General features: G+C 30.2%; 29 protein-coding genes. 13 read left to right on the plus strand and 16 right to left on the minus strand.

Annotated elements, in window-relative coordinates; translation table 11 throughout:
• Window positions 1-15 precede the first annotated feature (15 nt).
• Window positions 16-780, plus strand: coding sequence for a CDP-alcohol phosphatidyltransferase family protein (locus CW731_RS04055; RefSeq protein ID WP_100945529.1), 765 nt, complete (start codon window positions 16-18; stop codon window positions 778-780).
• A gap of 9 nt (window positions 781-789) precedes the next feature.
• On the opposite strand, the gene CW731_RS04060 is transcribed toward CW731_RS04055, so the two are convergent.
• Both CW731_RS04060 and CW731_RS04065 read right to left on the minus strand, forming a co-directional pair.
• Entirely contained in the window at window positions 790-2,166 is a 1,377-nt protein-coding gene (locus tag CW731_RS04060) for an MFS transporter (protein ID WP_100947619.1), read from the minus strand.
• 83 nt (window positions 2,167-2,249) lie between these two features.
• Window positions 2,250-3,059, minus strand: coding sequence for a M48 family metallopeptidase (locus tag CW731_RS04065; RefSeq protein ID WP_100945530.1), 810 nt, complete (start codon window positions 3,057-3,059; stop codon window positions 2,250-2,252).
• 223 nt (window positions 3,060-3,282) lie between these two features.
• Here CW731_RS04065 and msrB point away from each other — a divergent pair, with 223 nt between their 5' ends.
• The 12 genes from msrB (at window position 3,283) to CW731_RS04125 (ending at window position 14,033) form a co-directional block, all read left to right on the plus strand.
• On the plus strand, window positions 3,283-3,762 hold the full coding sequence (gene msrB, locus CW731_RS04070; RefSeq protein WP_100945531.1) for a peptide-methionine (R)-S-oxide reductase MsrB: 480 nt from the start codon (window positions 3,283-3,285) through the stop codon (window positions 3,760-3,762).
• A gap of 58 nt (window positions 3,763-3,820) precedes the next feature.
• Window positions 3,821-5,317: a YfcC family protein gene (locus CW731_RS04075; RefSeq protein WP_100945532.1), complete on the plus strand. Its 1,497-nt coding sequence runs from the start codon at window positions 3,821-3,823 to the stop codon at window positions 5,315-5,317.
• Window positions 5,318-5,535: 218 nt separating this feature from the next.
• The gene (locus CW731_RS04080) at window positions 5,536-6,060 is read left to right on the plus strand and encodes a T9SS type A sorting domain-containing protein (RefSeq protein ID WP_157812182.1); all 525 of its coding nucleotides are present in this window, start codon (window positions 5,536-5,538) and stop codon (window positions 6,058-6,060) included.
• 5 nt (window positions 6,061-6,065) lie between these two features.
• The gene (locus CW731_RS04085; RefSeq protein ID WP_100945534.1) at window positions 6,066-6,734 is read left to right on the plus strand and encodes a hypothetical protein; all 669 of its coding nucleotides are present in this window, start codon (window positions 6,066-6,068) and stop codon (window positions 6,732-6,734) included.
• Between the two features lie 3 nt (window positions 6,735-6,737).
• Window positions 6,738-7,871: a hypothetical protein gene (locus CW731_RS04090; protein WP_100945535.1), complete on the plus strand. Its 1,134-nt coding sequence runs from the start codon at window positions 6,738-6,740 to the stop codon at window positions 7,869-7,871.
• Between the two features lie 64 nt (window positions 7,872-7,935).
• Entirely contained in the window at window positions 7,936-8,673 is a 738-nt protein-coding gene (locus CW731_RS04095; RefSeq protein WP_100945536.1) for a hypothetical protein, read from the plus strand.
• A gap of 131 nt (window positions 8,674-8,804) precedes the next feature.
• The gene (locus CW731_RS04100) at window positions 8,805-9,497 is read left to right on the plus strand and encodes a hypothetical protein (RefSeq protein WP_100945537.1); all 693 of its coding nucleotides are present in this window, start codon (window positions 8,805-8,807) and stop codon (window positions 9,495-9,497) included.
• A gap of 261 nt (window positions 9,498-9,758) precedes the next feature.
• A complete protein-coding gene (locus CW731_RS04105) occupies window positions 9,759-10,295 on the plus strand; it encodes a DinB family protein (RefSeq protein WP_100945538.1) in 537 nt (178 codons plus the stop codon).
• Window positions 10,296-10,321: 26 nt separating this feature from the next.
• On the plus strand, window positions 10,322-10,762 hold the full coding sequence (locus CW731_RS04110) for a hypothetical protein (RefSeq protein ID WP_100945539.1): 441 nt from the start codon (window positions 10,322-10,324) through the stop codon (window positions 10,760-10,762).
• Window positions 10,763-10,840: 78 nt separating this feature from the next.
• Entirely contained in the window at window positions 10,841-12,169 is a 1,329-nt protein-coding gene (ffh, locus tag CW731_RS04115; protein WP_100945540.1) for a signal recognition particle protein, read from the plus strand.
• Window positions 12,170-12,236: 67 nt separating this feature from the next.
• The gene (gene folD / locus CW731_RS04120) at window positions 12,237-13,112 is read left to right on the plus strand and encodes a bifunctional methylenetetrahydrofolate dehydrogenase/methenyltetrahydrofolate cyclohydrolase FolD (RefSeq protein ID WP_100945541.1); all 876 of its coding nucleotides are present in this window, start codon (window positions 12,237-12,239) and stop codon (window positions 13,110-13,112) included.
• A 3-nt stretch (window positions 13,113-13,115) separates the two neighbouring features.
• Window positions 13,116-14,033 carry a YitT family protein gene (locus CW731_RS04125; protein ID WP_100945542.1) on the plus strand — a complete coding sequence of 306 codons (918 nt, stop codon included), beginning with the start codon at window positions 13,116-13,118 and terminating at the stop codon, window positions 14,031-14,033.
• Between the two features lie 10 nt (window positions 14,034-14,043).
• Here CW731_RS04125 and CW731_RS04130 read toward each other — a convergent pair whose 3' ends face one another.
• The 14 genes from CW731_RS04130 to CW731_RS04195 all read right to left on the minus strand — a co-directional run bounded on the left by CW731_RS04130 (window position 14,044) and on the right by CW731_RS04195 (window position 25,326).
• Complete coding sequence (locus CW731_RS04130) at window positions 14,044-15,075, minus strand: AI-2E family transporter (RefSeq protein WP_100945543.1); 1,032 nt, start codon at window positions 15,073-15,075, stop codon at window positions 14,044-14,046.
• Window positions 15,076-15,472: 397 nt separating this feature from the next.
• On the minus strand, window positions 15,473-15,832 hold the full coding sequence (locus CW731_RS04135; RefSeq protein WP_100945544.1) for a cupin domain-containing protein: 360 nt from the start codon (window positions 15,830-15,832) through the stop codon (window positions 15,473-15,475).
• A gap of 4 nt (window positions 15,833-15,836) precedes the next feature.
• Window positions 15,837-16,229, minus strand: a complete 393-nt coding sequence (locus tag CW731_RS04140; protein ID WP_157812183.1) for a hypothetical protein — start codon at window positions 16,227-16,229, stop codon at window positions 15,837-15,839.
• Between the two features lie 7 nt (window positions 16,230-16,236).
• Window positions 16,237-16,803 carry a hypothetical protein gene (locus CW731_RS04145; RefSeq protein ID WP_100945546.1) on the minus strand — a complete coding sequence of 189 codons (567 nt, stop codon included), beginning with the start codon at window positions 16,801-16,803 and terminating at the stop codon, window positions 16,237-16,239.
• A 44-nt stretch (window positions 16,804-16,847) separates the two neighbouring features.
• Entirely contained in the window at window positions 16,848-18,419 is a 1,572-nt protein-coding gene (locus CW731_RS04150; RefSeq protein ID WP_100945547.1) for a helicase HerA-like domain-containing protein, read from the minus strand.
• 175 nt (window positions 18,420-18,594) lie between these two features.
• On the minus strand, window positions 18,595-19,596 hold the full coding sequence (locus tag CW731_RS04155) for a bifunctional oligoribonuclease/PAP phosphatase NrnA (RefSeq protein WP_100947620.1): 1,002 nt from the start codon (window positions 19,594-19,596) through the stop codon (window positions 18,595-18,597).
• Window positions 19,597-19,771: 175 nt separating this feature from the next.
• Window positions 19,772-20,980: a tyrosine--tRNA ligase gene (tyrS, locus tag CW731_RS04160; RefSeq protein ID WP_100945548.1), complete on the minus strand. Its 1,209-nt coding sequence runs from the start codon at window positions 20,978-20,980 to the stop codon at window positions 19,772-19,774.
• A 427-nt stretch (window positions 20,981-21,407) separates the two neighbouring features.
• Entirely contained in the window at window positions 21,408-22,163 is a 756-nt protein-coding gene (locus CW731_RS04165) for a LytTR family DNA-binding domain-containing protein (protein WP_100945549.1), read from the minus strand.
• Between the two features lie 82 nt (window positions 22,164-22,245).
• Window positions 22,246-22,563, minus strand: a complete 318-nt coding sequence (locus tag CW731_RS04170; protein WP_100945550.1) for a 2TM domain-containing protein — start codon at window positions 22,561-22,563, stop codon at window positions 22,246-22,248.
• Window positions 22,564-22,567: 4 nt separating this feature from the next.
• Window positions 22,568-22,903, minus strand: a complete 336-nt coding sequence (locus tag CW731_RS04175; RefSeq protein ID WP_100945551.1) for a 2TM domain-containing protein — start codon at window positions 22,901-22,903, stop codon at window positions 22,568-22,570.
• Window positions 22,904-22,907: 4 nt separating this feature from the next.
• On the minus strand, window positions 22,908-23,195 hold the full coding sequence (locus CW731_RS04180) for a 2TM domain-containing protein (RefSeq protein ID WP_100945552.1): 288 nt from the start codon (window positions 23,193-23,195) through the stop codon (window positions 22,908-22,910).
• Window positions 23,196-23,197: 2 nt separating this feature from the next.
• On the minus strand, window positions 23,198-23,521 hold the full coding sequence (locus CW731_RS04185) for a 2TM domain-containing protein (protein ID WP_100945553.1): 324 nt from the start codon (window positions 23,519-23,521) through the stop codon (window positions 23,198-23,200).
• The gene (locus tag CW731_RS04190) at window positions 23,521-24,882 is read right to left on the minus strand and encodes a 2TM domain-containing protein (RefSeq protein WP_100945554.1); all 1,362 of its coding nucleotides are present in this window, start codon (window positions 24,880-24,882) and stop codon (window positions 23,521-23,523) included. The genes CW731_RS04185 and CW731_RS04190 overlap by 1 nt, the downstream gene beginning before the upstream one ends.
• 30 nt (window positions 24,883-24,912) lie before the next feature.
• A complete protein-coding gene (locus CW731_RS04195) occupies window positions 24,913-25,326 on the minus strand; it encodes a DUF2141 domain-containing protein (RefSeq protein ID WP_100945555.1) in 414 nt (137 codons plus the stop codon).
• Between the last annotated feature and the right edge of the window lie 150 nt (window positions 25,327-25,476).

Below are 25,476 nucleotides of genomic sequence, written 5' to 3' on the forward strand. Positions count from 1 at the left end.
CACAAAAGCATTTTTATGTCAAAATTACCTAAAGAACATCAGTTTTTAGACTTGTCAGATTATGGCAGACCCATTGCAAGAATTATTGCGAACTCACTAAAATCAACAAAATTTACACCTATAGATGTTACCATCGCTTTTGTTATTTCTGGTTTAATTGGTGTGTATTTTATTTTTGAAGGTTATTATTGGGCAGCTGCTTTCTTCTTAATTTTTAAATCTATTTTAGATGCTGCAGATGGCGAACTCGCTAGAATAAAAGAAACACCTTCTTACACAGGCAGATTTTTAGATTCTGTTTCAGACTTCATTTTAAACTTCATTATTATAACTACTATTTGGAAATTAACAGATACAAGTTTAGCTTTAGCTTTTTTAGCGTTCTTTGGTCTTCAATTACAAGGAACTCTGTACAATTACTATTATGTAATTCTTAGAAATAGATTTGATGGTGATACTACTAGTAGGGTTTTTGAAGATAAAACACCTATTGCTTTACCTGGTGAAAAACAAAAAAATGTAAACCTCTTATTTTTCCTATACAAATTATTTTACGGTCTTTTTGATAAAATAATATATGCTTTAGATGAAAACGCATCTAAAGGAAAACCTTTTCCTAATTGGTTAATGACCTTAATTTCTACGTTTGGTTTAGGCTTTCAACTCTTAATTATAAGCGTTCTTTTAGTATTCAATTTAAAAGAATTCATCATTCCTTTTTTTATTGGCTATTCTGTATTCATTTTTGTTTTTATATTAGTTCGGAAAACTTTCTATTAAATAAAGTTATTAGTGTACATGTTCTGTACTTTTTAACCTACTTAAAACAACTAAAGCAGCTACAAAAAACACTCCTAAAGAAAGAACACTCCATTGCATAGAATCTGTTAAATAGATTAAGAAACCAAACACAAAAGTACCTAATACGATGGCAATTTTCTCTGTAACATCATAAAAGCTAAAATAGGTTGCATTGTCTTGTGTTTTCGGTAATAATTTAGAGTATGTAGAACGTGTTAATGACTGTATTGCACCTAAAACCAAACCTAACAACCCGCCTAAAGCATAAAAATAGTTCTCTACATTTGGTAATTCTTTTTCTAGCATAAAAGCAGATAGGCATACTAAAATCCATATAAAAAGTGTAATTTTTATTGCCTTAAAGTTTCCGTATTTTTTAGAAACATTCGAAAAAACATACGCTCCTAAAATAGCTACAAATTGAATTAATAAAACGGTAACAATTAAATTAGTAGTACCTAAACCTAATTCTGACGAACCAAAAATAGTGGCTAATAAAATAATGGTTTGCACACCAACACTTAATAAAAAGAAGGCTAATAAAAAGTTCTTTAACGTAGGATACTGTTTTAACTCAATCCACACTTTTTTTAATTCTTTAAAACCTTTCCATATAAAATCTTTTTCTGGCTTTCTATTATAGCTATTATTAGGCAGTTTTTTAAAAGTTATTTGCGCAAAACCGATCCACCACAAACCAACCATCACAAAAGAAATCCTCATTGCTTTTAAAGATGCTGTGTTTTTAGCACTTTCTAATGCTTTTGCAATTTCGGCTTCACTACCATTTGTTAGAATTACATCAGAAATACTTAGGTCGAAACCAAATGTTGCTGGCGCTAAAATCATTCCTAAACAAAACAATAGTAATATAATAGAACCTATATACCCGTGAATAAAACCTTTGGCGCTTGCGGCATCTTGTTGTTCTGGATGCGCTACTTCTGGTAAATATGAGTTGTAAAAAACAATACTAGACCAAAAACCGATACTTGCTAAAATTGTACAAATTATTCCAACCCAAGCGGTGTTTAAATCTTCAAAAAAATACATTGCCATAACAGACAAGCCACCTAACCAACAGAAAAACTTCATAAATTTAAGTTTATTACCTGTATAATCTGCAATACCAGACAGAATTGGCGACATAAACGCAACTACCAAAAAAGAAAATGAAAGCGCATAACTGTATAAAGTGTCTGCATAATCCCATTTCATTCCTAAAAAAACAACCGTTTTACCCTCTGTTATGGCACTATAAAAGAGCGGAAAAACAGCGGTACTAATTACTAAAGAATATACTGAGTTTGCCCAATCGTAAAATGCCCAAGCGTTTATTAACTTTTTATCTCCAATTTTTAACATAGAATTCATTTAAATAAAAATGCCGTTCAATTAGTATTGAACGGCACACAATATAGTAAAAGTTTTTACTAATTATTTAACTTTTAGTTTGCTACTGCGTTAAATTTTGCAGCATATTTTTTTGCAGTTGGCAAATAACTTCTTAAGTCTTGAATTCTAGATGCATTAGAAGGGTGTGTGCTTAAAATTTCTGGCTGAGAACTTCCGCCAGAATTTTGACTCATACGTACCCAAACTTCAGCAGCTTCTTTACCATCATAACCCGCCATAATCATAAAAACCAGACCTAATCTGTCTGCCTCCTGCTCATGTGTTCTACTAAATTTTAACATTCCTAAACCAGAACCTACACCAAAAGCAGTATTCCAAATTTGTTGTGTTTTAGGATCTTTACCAGAAGTACCTAAAGCTACCAATAAACCACCAATTTGTTGACCATAAGAATTTGTCATTCTTTCTTGACCATGTTTTGCAAATGCATGTGCTACTTCATGCCCCATAACTGCGGCAACACCATCTTCATTTGCACAAATTGGCATAATTCCTGTATAAAAAACAACTTTTCCTCCTGGCATACACCAAGCATTTACTGTTTTATCATCTACTAAATTAAACTCCCATTTATAAGAATTTGCTTCAGAAGTCATATTATTTGCCCTCATAAACCTGTCTACTGCTGCAGAAATATTCTTACCAACACTTTTTACTTGGTTTGTCATTTCTCTATTTGTAGACAATTTATTTTCTGCTAAAAACCCTTTATATTGCGCAAAACTTGCCGGTAAAACTTGCGAATCGCTTACTAAATTCACTCTACTTCTTCCTGTAATTGGCACTTTACTGCATTCAGAAAAAAGAAATACGGTCAATAATAAAATGGCTATTTTTTTCATATTTATAAATTTTTAATATTTTTTATTTTATTGGGAGCAATTTATAAATTTTATCAATAGTATTAGTACTCAATTCAACTTTAAAGTAGCTGATAAGGAAATAAGTAAAATTATTTATCTTATTTATGATGAATGATAGATCGCTTTCTGTAAGTATTAAAAAAATGATACGTCTAATTTAAAAAGGTACAAATTTTGGTACAAACTTTATAAAAATATACACATGCATAAAATATTCTCTTTTTTAATGATTTTTTTTTTGATAAGCTGTTCTAGTAAAGCACAAGATACATCCAAAGAAAATAAAAAATATAAAATTACAAAAACGGATGCTCAGTGGAAAAAAGAGCTGACAGATAAACAATATAATGTACTTCGTAAATCTGGTACAGAAAGAGCTTTTTCGAGTCCGTTGAATGACAATCACAATTCTGGTGTTTTTGTTTGTGCTGCCTGTAAAACACCTTTGTATAAATCTGAGCATAAATTTGAGTCAGGCTCTGGTTGGCCTTCTTTTGATAGATCTATCAAAGAAAATGTAGAATTAGACGTAGATTATAAAATTGGCTATGCAAGAACAGAGTTAAAATGCAATACTTGTGGAGGCCATTTAGGGCATTCTTTTGATGATGGCCCGAAAAGAACTACTGGAAAACGCCATTGTATAAATGGTGCTGCTTTAGAGTTTATTGCTAAAAAATAATCTAAAAAAATTAATGATATAATAGATCATCTTTAAATTTAGGTGCTTAAATTTGCCGATGAAAAATTTGAAATTTCCTAGCGCACAAACAGTCTTACTTTTAATTGCTGCTTTTGTTGCTATTTTAACGTGGTTAATTCCTTCTGGGCAATTTGATAGATTGGCTTATAATAAAGATGAAAATACTTTTGTAAAAACTAATAAAGAGAATTCTATAACTTTAGAAGCAACTCAAAAAACATTAGATGATTTACAAATAAAAATTCCTTTAGAAAACTTTACTTCTGGGGCAATTTACAAGCCTATTAGTATTCCTAATACTTATAAAAAATTAGCAGCAAGACCACAAGGTTTTAAAGAATTTATTTTAGCACCATTAAAAGGAATTATTCAGGTTGCAGATATTATAATATTAGTCCTTTTTATAGGTGGTTTGGTTGCTATTGTAAATTACACAGGTGCTTTTGAAGCAGGTATTTCTAGGCTTTCTAAACTTCTAAAAGGGAAAGAATACACACTTATAATTATTGTAACTTCTTTAATAGCTGCTGGTGGTAGCACTTTTGGCTTGGCAGAAGAAACCATTGCCTTCTACCCTATTTTAATTCCGATATTTTTAGCCGCAAAATATGATGCAATTGTTGCTTTGGCTTGTATTTATATTGGTAGTTCTATAGGTACAATGGCATCAACAATAAATCCTTTTAGCACAATAATAGCGTCTAATTCTGCAGGTATTAATTGGACAACAGGCATTTACGGAAGAATAACAATGCTTGTAATTGGTTTAATTATCTGTGTTTTATACATTATTAGATATGCCCAAAGAGTAAAAAAAGATCCTACTAAATCTATTATTTTCAGTCAAAAAGAAATGATAGAGAAAATGTTCCTTTTCAACAATTCATCAGGAAATATCAATTTTACTTTTCAATTAAAAATGGTTTTATGCATTTTTATATTGTGCTTTATCATTATGGTGTATGGTGTAAGTAATTTAGATTGGTGGTTCTTAGAAATGACAGGTGTTTTCTTTGTTGGTGCTCTTTTAATAGGTTTTATCTGTAAAATAAATGAAACCGTTTTTGTAGAAACTTTTATAAAAGGAGCTAACGATTTGCTAAGTGTTGCTTTTATAATTGGTATTGCTAGAGGTGTTACAATACTTATGGAAGATGGTTTAATAAGCGATACTTTATTGTATTATTCTAGCTCTGTAACCGAAGGAATGAATAAAGGCTTTTTTATAAATTCGATGCTATTTGTCTATAGCGGATTATCATTTTTTATACCGTCTTCTTCTGGAATGGCTGTTTTAACAATGCCCATTTTATCTCCACTTGCAGATGGCGTAAATATTGGTAGAGAATCTGTAGTAAATACCTATTTATTTGGAATGGGATTGTTCAACTTTATAAACCCTACTGGGTTAATCTTAGCTTCTCTTGCAATTGTAAAAGTTGGTTATGATAAATGGTTAAAATTTGTAATGCCTTTAGTAATTATTTTAGCAGTAGTTTCTATGGTTTTCTTAACAATATCTGTCTATATTTAAAATCGTATCCTTAAAAATAGTGTGTTGTACCTTGCTATTTTATACCGTTATTATTATTATTTATTTTTTCTAAAAAAAAAACAAGAAAATAACTTATATAATTGTATTTTAGCAGTTTAATATGGTTTATAGTTTAGAAATAAAATAGATTATATTGAAACTTGTTATATGTAACGATGTCTAAATAATTAAAAATAAAACGGATTAAAAGTAAAGCGTTGAAAAAGACTATTTTTATATTTATATTTCTAAATTATTGTTTCGCGTTTTCACAGCAAACAACTAAAAAGAAACACTCTTTACTAAGAGCTACCCTAACTGCTGTAGGTTCTGCTACTGTTTACACAGAGAACAATAAATACAGTATTCAACAAAGTATTGGACAATCTGGTATTATAGGGAAAAAGAGCGTGCAATCAATTACTGCACAGCAAGGTTTTCTTACCAACAACAGCTCTTTTAAAATAGATAATACAACAAAAGACTCTTTTAAAGAAACTTTAGACTTTGTAATATCTCCCAACCCTTTTATAGACCATATAAAAATAGACTTTTCCAAAAAAACAGTCTACGATGTTTATATTAAAATTTACGATATAAATGGTAAGGTTTATTCCTCCAAAAAATTCTTGCCATCAGATAAAATTATAATACCTATGAGAAGGCTTAGTATTGGTGCTTACCTCATACAAATAAAGAGTGGTAAAAATATAGCAACAAAAAAACTATTAAAAATAGAATAATTAGAATGTTTATTAGTAAAACAAAATACTGCTTTTTATTATTTTCTCTACTTTTTGCAACTGTAGGAAATGCGCAAAAAGTTTATTTAGAAACAGGTTTCGAAAGTGCCTATTTTAAAGATTATGTTAATAATTTAGGAGAAGACTCTCTAGATGTAAAGTATTCGAAAACACCACAGCTTTTTTTAGAAGGCGGTTTTCTATTCGATTTATATAAAGAAAGACTAAAATGGGATCTAGGCGTAAGCTACAATAGCTACAAAATTAATACTGGTTTTTTTGCTGGAAAAGTAAGCATCCCCTTAACTTACGATTTAGCCTATGTTGCCCTAAAAGCAGGGCTTAATTACGCATTTGTAAATCAACCCACCTTTAAATTGCAAGTACACATGCACCTGTCTTATGATTTGCTAACTTCTGGGTCTAGCAAATACAAAAACGTAGTAAACAACCTTCTTACAGACAATACACTAGACAGGTCTTTAATACGTTATCATAGAGGTTTAAGCGGCACATACATCATCTCAGACAACCTCTCTATTTATTTAAATTACAATGTAGCAGATAGTTTTAAAGAAAAAAATAAAGATAGTAATGCAGAAGAAAAATACTCTTTGCACACAAATGCAGTTTCATTTGGGCTATTATTTAACCTTCAACCCTTAAGACACTAAGCAATGCTATTCATAAAAAAAATAGGGCTCCTTTTCATTTTACTTAGTACCACAATCTTCTGTGCACAAACACCAGGTTTTAATTATCAGGCGTTAATTTTAAATACGGAAGAAATTCAGATACCTGGTACCAATGTATTAGAAAACAATGTTCCGTTAGGGTTAGAAGATGTATTACTTCGCTTTACAATAACAAATAGCGTAGGCATAGAATACACCGAAGAACATGCAGTTACTACAGATGAAAACGGAATGATTTCTGTTATTGTAGGAGAAGGAACACCAACCAATTATATGTTTAGTGATATTATTTGGGACGGAAAACTAAAATATTTAAACGTAGAACTAAACATTCTTAGCAATACAGAAGGCTTTGTCTTTTTAGACACTCAGAAAATATTATACATACCACACCCAACAAACGGAACCGCTAACATAAAAATTGTAAATGCTTTAGGAGATTTAACGCCACCTTATAACTTAGGAGATATTATTTGGCTTACAGACTTTGGCCCTAACAACAACACTACTTTAATGATTTGGAATGGTACAAATTGGGTGCCAGTAAATGAAGATTATGATGCCACCAATGAGCTAGGGTTACTTGTGGTAGCAAATAACTCTGTTAGAGACACACAATTTACAACCCCAGTAACAGGAGACCAAGTTTGGCACGAAGCCTGCGGATGCATACAAGTTTACAACGGCGTAACGTGGGTTTCTTTACCTGCAGATGCTGTAAACGGATTGTACAAAGAAGGCAATATCCTAAAACTAGGCGGTGCCTTAACCGAGCCTACAACAATTACAGCAGATATTACAAATACATTGGCAATAAAAGGTTTGCAAATAAGTACCAATACAGAAGACCAAGTAGTGGTAGCAGATAAAAATACAGGTGTTTTAAAACAAAGACCCATCTCTTCTATTACACAAAAAGAACAAGTAGTTATCATTGCAATAGATGGGCAGTTAGAATTTAATACTCCTTTACCTATTACGAACGTTGGTAAAATTGATGTCTATAGAAATGGTGTTCGTATCGATTTTACAGCCGTTAACAATACCACTATAAAATTAGAACCAGAAGCCATTTGCTATGCTAATGATAAAATTAGAATTGTGCAATTATATTAACATATAGAAAACCAAACTTATAATAATAACCAAAACCAAATTAACAATAGTAAAATTAAAAAAAATGAAAAAAATGAAAACAAATTATTTAAAATTAGGCGCATTGGGCCTTATGATGTTGGTAGGAACTGCCGTAAATGCGCAACAAACATCTGGAACTGATGCTCTTACAGGAAACGCAGTTGGAGCTTTTGAAAAAAAAGGTCAATCTAGTGAGTTAAATGGTACAGTTAGAGTAATCGACAATAAAGGAACTAAAAAGTACCTACAGGTAAAAAATGGTTTAACACTATTAACAGATGTACAACCAGATGGTGGTATTGTATCAACATGGCAACTAGGTGGTACTCTTACTGACGATACTAATATTGCAACTGGTGATAAAGAATTTAAAATTACATTGGATACTGGTGGAACTTTTTTACTAAATGGTGCTGGTCTTCTACGAGAAACTGGAACTGCAGCAACTGCAACTACTTTGAATACAAGTGGATTTACGCTTTTAGTTAGAGATGAAGGTACAGGAGAAGTTAAAAAGATGCTAGCTACAGATTTTATAACAGCTGGACGTACGGAGTTTCCGATTCCAAGTGACGGAGCTGTTGCTGTAACAGCAACAGGCTTAGCGATGGGAACATCTATTAATAAAATTTCTGTTTATAGAAATGGAGCAAAATTGAGAGCTGGTGTAGATTATACTCTTACTGCTGATGATACAATTACTTTAGATATTTCGGCTGGTGTTCCTAATGACTGGACTACATATACTGGAGATATTATTGAAGTACAGTGGATTTACTAATTACAACATCCTATTAAATTATTTCTTGTTTAAATATTTGAAGCGTTGGTTCTTAAAGAGCCAACGCTTTAAAACAAGATACTTATTACACAAACACCTTCTTTTTATTAAAAAGAATAACTTAAGAACAAATGTTTTCTAAAATAATCTTAAAATCTTTATTATTTATAGTATGCGTAAACTTCGCACAAATAACTTATGCTCAAGAAATTAGGGTAATAGATAATAAAGGGACTTTAAAAAATGTAAACAATAATGTTGTTACTCATAGTAACACAGAGCCTACAACTCCTTTAGAGGGAGATATTTGGTTTGATACTACATTAGCAATTACAACTATTAAAATTAGAGACGGCAATCTCTGGAGAGTTCTACGTACTGGTAGATCTTTATTTTCGGTAGTTACAACTCGAGCTACCCCGAATGTTAACGTCAAACCAACTGACATCACCAATTATTCCTTAAGGAGCGATGTATTACCGACAACAACTATTGCTGTACAGGCTGGTGATATAATAGACGTTAGAGTAAACATATCTGAAGAGTTTAATGTTGGTGTGTTAACATACGACAATATTGGAGATCTTTTAAGCATTTATGCAACATTAAATGGTAACTCAATATTATCTCAACCAACAACTATAATATCAGGAGGAGATAATAGTTTTGAAATAGCTGAGGGATTTTTAAGCCGAGTATTTCCTATTTCAGCAAATGGAACATTAAATATTGACATTCAGATAAAGTTTAAAACAACAGTTGAAAGAAATTTTTCAACAGATAATTCAGGTGTTGGTAGCTTACAAGCTATAATTTACAGATAACCATGTCTATAAATTATTACTTTTCTTCTTAAAAAAATATAGAATTATTTTAAACATTTAGTAGTATTCAAACATGCAGCTACACAATATAATGAATAGAAAAGCAATAACAACTCTTGTAAATTAGACTTTCTACACCAATAGATGGCATAGCATTGCAAGTAATAAAATAATTAATTTTAATTAAAATACAATTAAGTAATTCTATTTTCAATTAAGGGTAATTTTTATTGTACATTTCTGCCTATATAGCAATTTCAAATGACGAAAGAAGTAATTATAGATTTATTAGAAGAAAAACATAAAACTTTATTTGATTGGTTAGAGCAACAGCCCAGAGAAAATTGGGAAAAAGGCCCAGAAGAAAAATGGACTACTGGCCAGCAAATACTACATTTAGTAACTAGTTTACAGCTATTAAATAACGCGCTAAGTTATCCTAGGTTTTTTCTTAAATACAAGTTTGGTCTTTGTAATAGAGAAATTAGAGATTATGAAACGGTTGTTAAAAATTATCAGGAAAAGTTAGAAGAAAATGAAGATAAGGCTAAATTATTTAATAAAAATTTAAAGAAACCTGTTTTAAAAAATAGAGAAAGGTTAATAAATAGACTTCATATTCAGAATAGAAAGCTACAATATAAAGTTAGAAAAATAAGTGACCTAAATTTAGATACTTTAATAATTCCGCACCCTTTAATGGGAAAAATGACCATTAGAGAAATTATAATGTGGACTGCACATCACACAGAACATCATACCAACATTCTAATAAAAAAGTATAGCAAAGACCTCTAAGAGGCTTTTTTTTGTATACAAGAAGTATGAAAAAAATAATAACCAAACCACATCTTTTTTTCTTCGGATTAACGCTTTCTTTTATAATTTTAGGTTTTATAAATAGAAATGAAAGTTTAGACTTTAACATAGGCGATACGTACTATATTTTTACGGTTGATTTTTGGTTCTATATTTCTGCTATCTTTTTTACTTTAATCGGTTTTAACTACTTCTCTTTAATTTGGGCAGAAAAACCACCTAAGAAATGGTTAACAATTCTCCATCTTTCTCTTCAAATGCTATCACTTTTATTATTGATGACAAAGCATCATTGGAACTGGGTTGGCAAGCAATACCCTAAAGAATTATCTCTTTTAAATGATAATTCAGAAATGGTAATTTTCATATCATTTGTGCTTTTTATGGCTTCAATTCTTATACATCTTATAAACTTCTTTGTTCCTTTATTCTTAAAGAAAAACTAATCTAAAAAAGGCGATAATAACTTTATAAAAATACTTGTTAATTTATTATATTTGTGTTTCCAAAAAAAGACACAAATTATGTTTAATAATTTAAGCGATAAATTAGATAAAGCCTTACACACCTTAAAAGGACACGGTAAAATTACAGAAGTTAACGTTGCAGAAACTTTAAAAGAAGTTAGAAGAGCGTTGCTAGATGCCGATGTAAACTTTAAAATTGCCAAAGATTTCACTAAAAAAGTACAAACTCAAGCACTTGGGCAAGATGTACTAACTACATTAAACCCTGGGCAATTAATGGTAAAGTTAGTTAAAGACGAACTAACTTTATTAATGGGTGGCGAAACTGTTGGTGTTAATTTAGGTGGTTCTCCAACCATTATTTTAATGTCTGGTTTACAAGGTTCTGGTAAAACCACTTTTTCTGGAAAATTAGCAAACTTCTTAAAAACTAAAAAATCGAAAGAGGTACTTTTGGTTGGTTGTGATGTCTATAGACCTGCAGCAATTAACCAATTACAAGTAGTTGGAGAGCAGATTGGTGTAGAAGTATATGCCGAAGTTGGTAACAACAACCCTGTAGAAATTTCTGTAAATGCTATTAAACATGCCAAGGCAACTGGTAAAAATGTAGTTATTATTGATACTGCTGGTCGTTTGGCAGTAGATGAAGAAATGATGACTGAGATTTCTAACATTCATAAAACAATTAAACCACAAGAAACATTATTTGTGGTAGATTCTATGACTGGGCAAGATGCTGTAAATACAGCAAAAGCTTTTAATGATATCTTAAATTTTGATGGAGTTGTTCTTACAAAATTAGATGGAGATACTCGTGGTGGAGCTGCGCTATCTATTAAATCTGTAGTAGATAAACCAATAAAATTTATTGGTACAGGAGAGAAAATGGATGCGATTGATGTTTTTCATCCAGATAGAATGGCAGACAGAATTCTTGGAATGGGAGATGTTATTTCTCTTGTTGAAAGAGCGCAAGATCAATATGACGAAGAAGAAGCTAGAAAACTACAAAAGAAAATTGCTAAGAATCAGTTTGGTTTTGATGATTTCTTAACGCAAATTCAACAGATTAAGAAAATGGGAAGCATGAAAGACCTTATGGGCATGATTCCTGGTGCTGGTAAAGCAATGAAAGATGTAGATATTGATGATGATGCTTTTAAAGGTATTGAAGCAATAATTCAATCGATGACGCCAGAGGAAAGAAGCACTCCTACAACAATAAATGCAAATAGAAAAAAGAGAATTGCTAAAGGCTCTGGAACTTCTGTTAATGAAGTAAACCAACTAATGAAGCAATTTAATCAGATGAGCAAAATGATGAAGATGATGCAAGGTGGTGGTGGCAAAAAGATGATGCAAATGATGAAAGGAATGCAGTAAATATTTTAAAAAAGATAAACAATAGTTTATCTTTTTTTATATACAAAACACAACAACACAAACAAGAATGATTTTACTAGACGGAAAAAAGACTGCAGCAGATATTAAAGAAGAAATTGCTCTCGAAGTTAGAGAGTTAAAAAATAATGGGCATGATACTCCGCATCTTGCTGCAATAATTGTAGGAAATGATGGGGCAAGTATTACGTATGTGAACGCGAAAGTAAAGGCTTGTGAGCGTGTTGGTTTTGAATCTACTTTAATAAGACTACCAGAAGAAATTACAGAGGAAGAATTATTGAATGAAATTGCCGTTTTAAATGTTGATAACGATATTGATGGTTTTATTGTACAGCTTCCATTACCAAAACATATAGATGAACAAAAGATTTTAATGGCTGTAGACCCTGACAAAGATGTAGATGGATTTCATCCTACAAATGTTGGAAAGATGGCATTAAACTTACCTACTTTTATTTCTGCAACTCCGTTTGGAATTTTAGAATTACTAGAAAGATACAATGTAGAAACTTCTGGAAAACATGTTGTTGTTTTAGGAAGAAGTCATATTGTTGGTAGCCCAATGAGTATTTTACTATCACAAAAAAGAAAAGTGGGTAACGCAACTGTAACCATGTGTCATAGTAGAACAAGAAACTTAAAAGAAATTACTTTACAAGCAGATATTATTGTTGCTGCTATTGGAATTCCAGAGTTTTTAAAAGCAGATATGGTAAAAGACAATGTTACTGTTATAGATGTTGGTATTACCCGTTTAGCAGATTCTTCTAAAAAAAGTGGCTATAGATTGGTTGGTGATGTAGCCTTCGAAGAGGTTTCTAAAAAATCTGAATTTATTACACCAGTTCCTGGCGGCGTGGGCCCAATGACAATTGCGATGCTACTAAAAAACACATTGTTAGCTTGTAAGAGAAAATATTAATTAATGAGTAGTAAAAAAGGAATTAACTATTTTTCTGAATATTTTCAAATATTTATAGGAATTGTATTAACTAGTTTAGGTTTAAAAGCTTTTCTATTACCTAATGGTTTTTTAGATGGTGGTGTAACTGGCATTGCGCTTTTAGTAAGAACACAAGTAGATATAAACATGTCTTACCTACTTCTTATTTTTAGTATTCCTTTTTTAATTTTAGGGTATTATACTGTTTCTAAACGAATTGTAGTAAAATCAATTATTAGTATTTTGGGTTTGGCTATTTTTATTCATGTAGAGAACTTTCAAACAATAACAAACGATAAATTATTAATTTCAATTTTTGGAGGTTTATTAGTAGGTTCTGGTATAGGTATCGCAATAAGAAATGGTTCTGTTTTAGATGGTTCAGAAATTTTAGGTATATATTTAAATGATAAATTCGGAATTAGTATTGGCAAAATTGTACTTTTTTTTAATATTATCTTATTTAGCATTACTGCTTTTGTTGTTTCAGTTGAAGTTGCACTATACTCTATCTTAACCTATATTATCGCTGCAAAAGTTACAGATACTGTTATAGAAGGTTTTGAAGATTTTATTGGTGTAACCATTGTTTCTAAAAAACATAACATCATAAAAAAAGCCATTTTAGAAGAATTAGGCGTTGGTTTAACCATTTATAAAGGCTCTTCTGGCTTTGGTCATAATGGCAAAGTTGAAGATTTTGATATTATTCACTCTATAGTAAATAGAATAGATATAAAAAAAATGTATAGAGTTGTGCAAGAAATAGATACAGAAGCTTTTATTGTTGAGTTTGATGTTAATAGTGTAAAAGGTGGCGTTCTAAGACATTATATTGATAAAAAAAAGAACAAGAATCTAGTTAAATTTAATGCGACAACTAAAGAAACTAAATCTTAATAAAAAAAGTTTATAGAACAACTGTCTGTTCTTTCTTAGCACCAAATTCTTTTTTATAAATTCTTACTATAATTAAAAACAAACTAATTAGTAAAGGCCCAAAAATTAGACCTATAAAACCAAATAATGGCACTCCAACAATAACTCCAATTAATGTTATTAGAGGGTGAACATCATCTAATTTTTTCAAGACAAATAATCTAATAATATTGTCTGTAGAACCAACAACTACCAAACCATAAATTAAAATTCCCCAAGCAGAGAATTCACTTCCCGTTGAAAGCGTTAGAATAAAAACAGGTAAAATACCAATTAAAGTTCCTACAAAAGGAATCATAGAGCCTACAGTAACAATAACAAACCAAAAAAACGGGTCTGTTACTCCGAAAATTAAAAAACCTATTAGAGCTATTATACCTTGAGCTATGGCAACCAAAGGAATTCCTATTGCATTTGAACGCACCATAGATTGAGATTCTGCTCCTATAACTTTTAAATTACTTTCACTAATAGGAATATAGTCATATAATGATTTTCTTAACTCAGAACGGTTTGTTAACATGTAATACAGCATAAAGTACATTAAACCTATTGCTATAAAAATATTAAAAGTACCACCTGCAAAGCCTTGTAAATTATCTGTAACCCAGGTAGAAACTTCAGCTGTTTTTATATTCGATGCAAAGTCATATCCTATTTTTGCTTCAATAATTCCCATCTGGCTTTTAAAAGCTTCTACTACTTGCTCTGAATTTGTAACGGCTTCCCCTATTTTATTTCCTAACATTATAATAATTCCTGCAACAGGCAATAGAATGCAAATGAAAGAAAGAAACATTAAAAATACCGCTGCTAAATCTGGATTCCACTTTTTTTTCACTAAGAAAACCATCCACTTTCTTAATAGCACATAAATTGTAATAGCTCCCAAAACACCAGATAAATAAGGCATTAGTTCTCTAAATATAAGAGTTGCAATAAATAAAATAAGTAATAAAACAAATATTTGTCTTATTGTTCTAGGAGCAATGGTCGCTTTCATATCAAATTTTATTGCAATTTATTAAAAAATATATCTAAATATTATAATAATCAATTATTTAATTAACTCATTTAGATACTTTTTAAAGATTAATTAGAAACAGAATCTCTGAAATTACTAATTAGAGGAAGTAAATATGATTATTTAAGCGCCTATATTTTAAAAGATAAAGTAGTAGATAAAAAATTAATCATTTTCATAGTCCATGTTAAATTCAGTTAGATTCCATTAGAGGTTTAACTAAACTAATTTATTAAGAATAAAAGTTATATACTCTAGATTTTATCAGGTGAAACTATTTTTATGTAAATAACCAAATACAGCAATTTTATTAAACCTTTCTAATGATTAACCACCATATATTTGTTGTAGAACTAATGATGTTTTTTTTAATAACTTATTCTCTATTTACTAGATCGATAGAAAATGCTGGCAAACAAACGGCTAAATACTCACAAGGTTCTATAAACGGATTTGAGTATTGAACGCGGGTATTTTTTTCTATCTTAATAGATTCTCCTGCTTCTAAAACAACCGTTTCGTCATCTATAATAAACTGTTTTTTCCCTTTGATGATATACGTATATTCATCAAATTCTGGTGTTTGAAAAGGCTCGCTCCAATTAGACGGTGCAACCATATGTGCAATACTTACTTGAGAATTACCGTCGGTAGCTTTTCCAAAATGTTCTTTAATAACTTTGCCATCTGTTGTAGGTACTACAAATGGTGATTTCTGAATGGTATATTTTTTCATCTTCTTAAGAATATATAGAGCTATACTCCATGATAATTCCGTTTTCTATATTTGAAATATCTTCTATAGCTGTTTCTATAAAATAATAAGAATCTGCACTTTCTAATTGTTCTGAATTAAATAACGTAGCAGACAATGCTGATAACTTTTTATTAGATCTATTTTTTGCACCAATTGCTAACCTTAATATATTTAAATGGCTTTTATCATTTAATAAACAACCTATAATACCAATAGATTCTGGTTCTAGAACATGTGTTTCTAAAAGGATTTCTCGTTCAATTTTATTAATTGAAATGTTATTATCTAAATAATATTGAAAAATGACTCTTCGATCAAATTCTGAATTTGGCTTTAAAATTGTTTCTTTATGATGTTCAATAGATAGATTTTTCAAAATAACTTTAATTAAACCAAACAATAAAAGATTTCATTTTTGCTAAATCAGGAATTTGCTCTAAAGTTACCTTCTGAGTTGTAAAATCTTTTAACCCTAATTCTTCTTTGTCTATTGCTATAGTTGCATTCAGATCATCAATAAATAGCGTTGCAGTAGAAAAAGTAGATTCTACTCTATTAATGTTGTTATTTACATTAATTTCAGAAAAACTAGAATTTACATTAATAGCTGTTTCAGTTTTAAATCTAACATCGTGTATCTCTATACTTTTAATAGTAGAAACGGAATCTAATTGTTCTTTTGGTATAATCGTAAGCAAGTGCTTTCCTCCTTTCTCGAAGATCAAGTATTCATCATCATCTTGAAAATAATTATCTCCTAAAGCTCCTTCACTTAAATTTTTTACTATCGAATCATTTTTAAAAATATGATCTAATTCATCAATGGTAGTTTTTGGTGTTAAATGCCCTACTTTACCTTTTTCTATTTTAAATTTCCCTCCATCTCCACAGCTTACAATTAATAGAGAACATGCAATTAGTACTATTGATAATATATTTTTTTTAATCATTTTTGGTTGTTTATACGTTTTATAACGTTCTTTTATTGATTTTGTTATTTTAAAACTTTTTTTAATATACCGAAAGCTGCTCTTATAAAAGTAGCACTTGTTAATACTTTAATTAACGGATTTTGTGCGGTACTTCGTCTTCTAGAAGAACTTCTACTCGCTCTTTCTTCTCTTTGCCTCTCTTTTTCCTTTTCTTTTGCTACTTTTTCTCTTTCTTTTTCATCTGCTGCTGCTTTTATAGCCGCTGCTTCGGCAAGATTTACTTTGGCTATTTTAGCATTTAATAACTCATAAGCACTTTCTCTATCAAGATTTTCATTGTATTTATAAAACAATCTAGAGTTGTCTACAACTTGCTTTAACTCTTTGTCGGTTAACACGTCCATTCTACTCATTGGTGCACGCAACATGGTTCTTGCTAATGGCGTCGGAATTCCTTTTTCGTTTAAAACGGATACAAATGCTTCTCCAATTCCTAATTGTGTTAAGACTTCCTTTGTATCGTAATACTCTGAATTCGGATAATTCTCTGCTGCCAACTTAATTGCTTTTCTGTCTTTTGCAGTAAAAGCTCTTAATGCATGCTGAATTTTTAAACCTAGTTGCGCTAAAATATCTTCTGGCACATCTTTAGGATTCTGAGTTACGAAATACAAACCAATTCCTTTAGAACGAATTAACTTTACAATACTTTCTATTTGATTCAATAAAGCTTTAGAAGCTTCTTCAAATACCAAATGAGCTTCATCTATAAAGATAATTAATTCTGGTCTACCAGAATCTCCTTGCTCTGGGAACGTTTCATAAACCTCAGCTAGTAATTGCAACATAAATGTTGAAAATAACTTTGGTTTGTCTTGTATATCGGTTAATCTTAAAACAGAGATAATTCCTTTTCCATCTGCATCTACTCTAGTTAAATCTTCTACTTCAAAAGACTTTTCACCAAAGAATAAATCGCCACCTTGTTGTTCTATTTCTACAATCTTACGTAAAATTGCACCTGTAGAAGATGATGAAATTCTCCCATACTCTGCTTGAATTTCTTCTTTTCCTTCATTGGTAACATATTGTAAAACTTTTTTAAAGTCTTTAATATCTAATAATGCAAACTTATTATCATCACAATATTTAAAAATGATAGAAACAATACCACTTTGCGTTTCTGTTAAATCTAAAATTCTTGATAATAAAACGGGTCCGAATTCTGAAACTGTTGCACGCATTCTTGTCCCTTCTTGCTCAGAAATTGTTAAAATTTCTATCGGGAATTTTTGTGCTGTAAACGGAAACCCAATTTTTGCATGACGTTCGTCTATTTTTGCGTGACCAGAACTTGCTTGTGCCAAACCAGAAAGATCTCCTTTGATGTCCATTAACAACACAGGAACTCCTTTTTCTGATAAATTTTCAGCCAAAACTTGAAGTGTTTTTGTTTTCCCTGTTCCGGTTGCGCCAGCAATTAAACCATGTCTGTTTAAGGTTTTTAAAGGAACTTTTACAATGGCATCTGTAATTGTTTCTTCACCTAACATTGCAGCTCCTAATGCTATAAAATCGCCTTTGGTTTTGTAACCGTTGTTTATGTACTCAAAAAATTCTTCCTTCTGACTCATTTAAAATAAATATTCGATAAAAATAATCAAACTTTAATTGTTGTGAAATTATTTGAAGATTTTGTTTGAAATAGTTTTAGACTAAAATTAAAAATTGAGCGCAATAAAAAGGTTCTAACTTTACTATAAAGCTAAAACCTCTTATTTTTTCAATATCTTTAAAAGAGAATTCTTCTTACTTCTGAAAATATTCAGGAATCAAGCCTCTTAATTTTTCTAACGTTTCTTTAACGGTTAAATCGCTCATTCCCCCAGAAGCATTTGCATGACCTCCACCGTTAAAGTGTTCTTTTGCCAACACATTCACAGGGTTTTCTGCTCCTTTAGAACGGAAAGATATTTTCATAATTCCGTCTCTTTCTGTAAATACAATCGCAGCTTTCATTCCTTTTATAGATAAAACTAAGTTTGCCAAACTATCGGTATCTCCTTTTTTGTAATTGTATTTTGCCAATTCTTCTTTAGACAAAGAAATAATAGCGACATTATAATCGTATAGAATCTCTAATTTCTCGCTCATTGCGTACCCTTGTAAACGCAAACGAGATTCTGTATTATTGTCACTTAATTTTTCGTGAATTAAATGATGGGCTACTCCCGCTGCTAATAATTTTGCTAAAACCTCATGCGTTCTTGGTTTTACAGAATTGAATCTAAAACTACCGGTATCAGTTAAGATTCCTAAGTATAAAGGTGTTCCCATTTTTTCATCTAACAATTCTAAATTGCCAGATTCTTCTATTAAATCTACAATTAATTGTGATGTTGATGATGCTGTTGTTTCAGAAACCGTAAGTGTAGGAAACTCTTCAGGATTCAAATGATGATCGATCATTATTTTCTTACAGGTTGCTGCTTCTAACAAAGCTTGCATTTCTGGTCCTACTCTATTGGTTGCATTGTAATCTAAACAGAAAATTAAATCTGCTTTTTGCATTTGTTCAGTTACCTCATCAGAATTCTCTTCCATTAAAATAATAGACGAAGTATCTAACCAATCTAAAAAATCGGGTGCTTTATCTGGGTGACAAACAACCGCTTTTTTACCTAACTTTTCTATAAAATGAAGCAACCCTAAAGAAGACCCAATCGAGTCTCCGTCTGCAGATTTGTGTGCTGTAATAACGATATGTGAAGCGGCTTGAATCTCTGCTTCAATTTGTTTGTAAATATTCATGTAGTGTATTTTTTCAATTGCCATTTATTATAGCAATGGTGTTTTTTTTGGAAGATGCGAAGTTAGGGTATTCACAAAGACAAGAAAAATGAATCAAATTTTAATTATTAATAACTTATTTTGATTCATTTTTAAATCTAGATTAGAGAAACAATTATTTATAAAACAAATAACTTTAATCAATTAATTCATAAAAATCTCTTTTCCCTATTTTTACTTTCATACCATCCTTTAGTAAAATCTCAGCATAAACCTCTTTGTTTTTTATGGTATCAACTTGTACGGCCCCACTTTCAATTAACCTTCTAAGAGCAGATTTAGAGAGTCCTTTTTTAAGATGAACGCATAAATCTATTAAACTAATTGCATTATTTTTATGTTGAGTATTTTTAATTAAAACAGCTTCAAATTCTTTTTCTTCAAATTTTTTACTTTGAAATTGGTTGATAAAGTATTCTTCTGCTTCTTGCGCTTGATTCTTGTTATGGTATTGGGTAATAATGTTTTTAGCAATTAGTTTTTTTATTTCCATTGGATTCTCTCCGCTAGCTAATCTATTTTTAATACCTTCTTTTTTACTTAAAGAAAAGTCCGTTGTTAACTGTAAGAACTCTTCTAGCAAACTATCTGGAATTGACATTGTTTTTCCAAACATTTCATTTGCTTCATCTGTAATCCCTATAATATTGTGTAACGACTTACTCATTTTCTCTTTACCATCAAGCCCTTTTAATAACGGCATACACATTACTATTTGCGGACTCATTTCAAAAGTTTCTTGTAATTTTCTACCCATTGTACAATTAAAAAGTTGGTCTGTACCTCCCATTTCAATATCTGCTTTTATTTCTACAGAATCAAATCCTTGAAGTATCGGGTATACTAATTCATGCATTGCAATTGGCGTATTTTCTGTAAACCTTTTATTAAAGTCGTTTCTATGCATTAATTGAGCAACAGTAACCTTAGATAAAATTTGAATCACTTCTGTAAATGATAGTTTGTCTAACCATTCTGAGTTAAATACGATTTTAACCTTATCAACATCTATAACTTTAGATAATTGATTAATGTACGTCTCTGCATTATGCTGCACCTCCTCTAGAGATAATGGTTTTCTACTTTTGTTTTTTCCTGTAGGATCACCTATTCGAGCAGTAAAATTTCCAACTAGAATAACAATCTGATGACCTAGATTTTGAAACTCTTTTAATTTCTTTAAAACAACAGCGTGTCCCAAATGTAAATCTGGTGCAGTCGGATCAAAACCAAGCTTAATTATTAGTTTTCTGTTCTCTTTTTTAGCTAGTTCTAACTTTTCTTCTAGTCCATTTTGAGGAAGAATAATTTCTACATTCTCTTTTAATCTATTAATTGTTTCCATTTTTTTTTAAATAAAAAAAAGCCCGAGCAAATGCTCGGGCTTTTTAGTTATGTTATATTTTTATTTTATTATCAGATTTTACTTGAAGTATATACATAGCCATTCCGAGCAGTTATTATTTGATAATAATACGTGCTAAAAAAAGGAAGGCGTAATATGTTGTTTAATCTTTTCATTTCTAGTGCAAATATATTTTTAAATATTTTAATGTGCAATTTTCTATACATGTTTAAAATTTTCGTACAAAAATTGTAAACTAAAAATCTTTTCTAAACTTATCTGTTGTTTGCAAATAAGTTTTCTTAAAAATTTAGAAATCGTATCAAATGATCTCATTAAGGGAGCGCTCCATTTTAAAACAAAATATATTTTTATTTCAGTAATATTCCAAATAACAATCGTTAGAATTCATCAACTTTAAAAAGCACTAATCTATCCAACTCTTAAAATCTTTTACACGCTCTCTACTTACAATAATTTCAGTTTCGTTATACGAATGTAAGATTAATTTTAAACGAGAATTGGAATAGGAAATAATGTCTTTAATGCCATTTATATGCACAATAAAAGTACGGTTTACTCTAAAAAATTGCTCTGGGTCTAATTGTTCTTGCCAATGCTCTAAAGAATTATCTAATAAATAATTTCTATTTTCTGAAGTATGAATATAAGTCGCTTTATTTTCACTGTAAAAACAGGCAACATCCTCAATATTTATAATCTTTATATGTTGCCCAACTTTTATAGAAATTCTTTTTTTAAACTTTCGATCTACAGGATTTACCAATAATTTTCTAATATCATCTAAATTCACTTGCACATCCGATTGTATTGGTTGATGCTCTTTAAACTTATCTACAGCAACCTTAAGCTCATCTTCATCTAGAGGTTTTAATAAATAATCAATGCTATTTAACTTAAACGCTTTTAACGCATATTCGTCATAGGCAGTGGTAAAAATAATAGCAGATTTCACTTCAATTTCTTCAAAAATCTCAAAAGAGATGCCGTCTGAAAGTTGAATGTCTAAAAATATTAAATCTGGGTGTTTGTTATTCTGCAACCAGTTTAAAGACTCTTCTACAGAATGCAACATTTGCTGCACTTCGATGTCTAAAATAGCCAACATTCTGTTTAATCTTCTTGCTGCTGGCTTTTCATCTTCAATTATTAATACGTTCATATTTTAAATTCATTTTTGGATTGTGAGATTCCTCCTCGTTCCTCCTTCGGAATGACAGAGATGCAACTTTCTTACTTTAGAACTAATTTTCTTCTTTCATAAATTCATCAATCTTTTTTTCTTCCCAATCTTTACCAAATAAATTAGGGTATCCAAAGGTCTTAATTCCGTGAAGTGCTAAAAATATTCCCCAAATAAACCAAATAGGCAAATAGGTGTTTTCTCCTCCATTAAACTGATTGCTAACAATAAAATCTCCGAAGAGTTTAAAGGAAAAGTTCCACACAAATGCTAAAAACAAATTTACCAAAATATATGCAACCACATGTTTATAGAATTTCTTAATTTCTTCTACTCGGTGTCTGGCTCTAATTAATTTCTTATTCTCTTGGTTTTCCATCTCTTTAAAATTTCCTGATTTTTTCGTCCTCTTTGTCCATCAACTCTTTAATTTTCTTTTCTTCCCAATCACTTCCTAAACCTAAAGATTTAAATCCGAAAACGCCTAACCAATGAAAAAACATTCCGATTCCCCAAAAAAGCCATGTAGAGTATACACCAAAATTAGAAAGAGTATCTTTAAAATTATCTCCGCTTTTTGTTAATCCAAAAATAATAACACCGCTTATAAAAATGTTTACCAATATATAAACCATAAAGTGAACATAAAACCCTTTAATGGCTTTTACTCTCTTTTTTGCTCTTATAAAACTAGCTTCTTGTGTATAATCTTGTTCCATGTTCTTATTTCTTTTCGTTCATAAACTCTTTAATTTTCTTTTCCTCCCAGTTTTTTCCAATTCCTATTAAATTGAATCCGAAAACCGTTAACCAGTGAATAAAAAGACCTGTTCCCCAACCAAAAGCAGAAAACCAAAACCAATGAAAATGTGGTTCGAACTTTAAGTTAACAAAAATAATAACAGGTATAACAATACAATAAATAGTTAAATGTGTGTAAAACCCTTTAATATCTTTTACTCTTTTTTGAGCTTTAAAGTAGCGTTGTTTTTGTGTAAAATCTGATTCCATTTTTATCTAATATTATTTTGTTCGTCCATATATTTCTGAATCTTTCTCTCCTCCCAGTCTTTATTCATAAATAAACTGAGTCCGAAAGTATTCAATGCCTGAAAAACAATTCCGATTCCCCAAAACAACCAAATTTTATAATTATGATAATCTGAAAAAGCTTCATAAAAAGTGTCTCCGTCATTTATATCTCCAGCAATAAATATAGCACTCAAAAAAATATTTATAATAACATACGTTGCCAGATGTTTATAGAACTTGCTAATTTTTTCAACTCGTTTTTTTGCTAAAATAAATTGCTGTTCTTGTGTTCTGTTCGTTTCCATTATCTGTACTTTTTTTGCTGATTCTCTTTGTCCATTAAATCTTTAATCTTTCTGTCTTCCCAATTACTTCCTAAGAAAATATTGTAATTATTTACTTCTAAAAAGTGAAAAGTTAAGCCCATTCCCCACCCGAAGATTGGAAACCAAAACCAATGAAAACCTGGTGAAAATCTTAAATTTATGAATATTAAAAATGGAATTACTAAACAATAAGAAGCTAAATTCTGATAGAACTCTTTTAGTTTCTCTACTTTTTCTACTGCTTTTACATATTTACTATTTTCTAAATCGTCTGTGTACATCGTGTTGTTCATTTTATATAGGAGTGGTAAACTCACCTTAAAAGTTTTGTTATTATTTTCTATTTTCACTCCTTTTTGAGTGATCAATCCATATCTATCAGCAATATTTTGCAAACCAACTTTTGTGCTTTTTCCTATTGCTTCTTTAGGGTTGATGTTATTTTCTATAATTAAATAATTAGCTTCTTCATAAATATTTATGGTTAAGGGTTTAGAAGTAGAAACTACATTGTGTTTTACTGCATTTTCTAATAAAAGCTGTAATGATAATGGCACAATTTTTAATTCATTATTACTTATTTCATCAGGAATGTTAAATTGAACGGCATCTTCAAAACGCATTCCTAACAATTCCATATACGTTTTTGCAAACTTTAATTCTTCTTCAATTGGTACTAAATCTTTATTTCTTTGCTCTAAAACATATCGATAAACCTTAGAGAGCTTTGTTGTAAACCTTTCTGCTTGATGCGGATTTTCGCCAATTAAACTCGTTAATACATTTAAACTATTGAATAAAAAATGTGGATCTAATTGATTTTTTAAAGATTCGAACTTGGCTGTTTCTGTTTTTGCTACAATCTGCTGCTGCGTAGTTTCTTGCGTCATTGCAGCTTTCCAGTTGATCATAAATCCTTTTGCATGAAAAAAAGTTGCCACTCCTAAAGAAAAAATAATGGCTATTACATGCACCCAAACTAAGTATCCTTTAAAAAAGGTATCAAAATTATGTCCAAAAATTAAGATGTATTGTATATAATGAATTATTAAAACTGCAATAACGGTATACAAAACTGTAGCTACAGCACCAACCCAGACTCTTTTATTAGTTTCGTGAACCCAATCCCATTTGGTGTTTAGGTATTCATTAATTATTCCATTCCCTAACCCTAAAGTAAAAGAATACATGCTAGAAATTAAAAGCACCAAAGCCATTCCTTTTATACTAAATTGCTGATTTACAATTATAAAAATAACCCCTAGAATTACAGTAAGTTTTAAACAAACTATAAATTCGTTTCTTATTTTTTTTAAAATAATAGCGTTTGATGTTTTCATTTTCGACATTGGTATTAAAAAATAAACTTACTAAAATTTTATCTCTAAAGACACATTTTTATCGATAACAGTAAATTTAGCTCCTTCAAATGTTGGTGGTGCAAAGGCTATTACATTATTAGAAGCACCATAATCTTCTAAAGGCATTCTGTTTGCAGAGAAATCCATTTTACCATTGCTATTTTTATCATGATAGCAAGTAACTGCGTATGAACCTGGTTTTACATTTCCGAAAATAATAGTGGTTTTACCATTTTTAATTACACCTTCTTTACTTTCTATAGGTGTTCTCATAAAATTATCTTTATTATACAAGGCAAAACCAACCTTCCCTTCATCTGAATTAATATTTGAAATCGTTACAGTAATTGTTTTGTCCTGAGCTGTTAAGGTACTTGTTATTGATAAAATTGCTAAGACTAAAATAGATACTAAAATTTTCATGTGGTTTGTTTTAAGTGTTATTGATGGTTCAAAGATGCAACACAGTCAACGTTTTTTAAATTAAAGAATACCCAACTGTATTATTTTTAGGATGAATTGTAAAAAATAAAGTTAGATAGGAAGATTTCCTTTAATTATAATAAGAATACA

This window comes from Polaribacter sp. ALD11 (genome assembly GCF_002831685.1).
Lineage (GTDB): Bacteria > Bacteroidota > Bacteroidia > Flavobacteriales > Flavobacteriaceae > Polaribacter.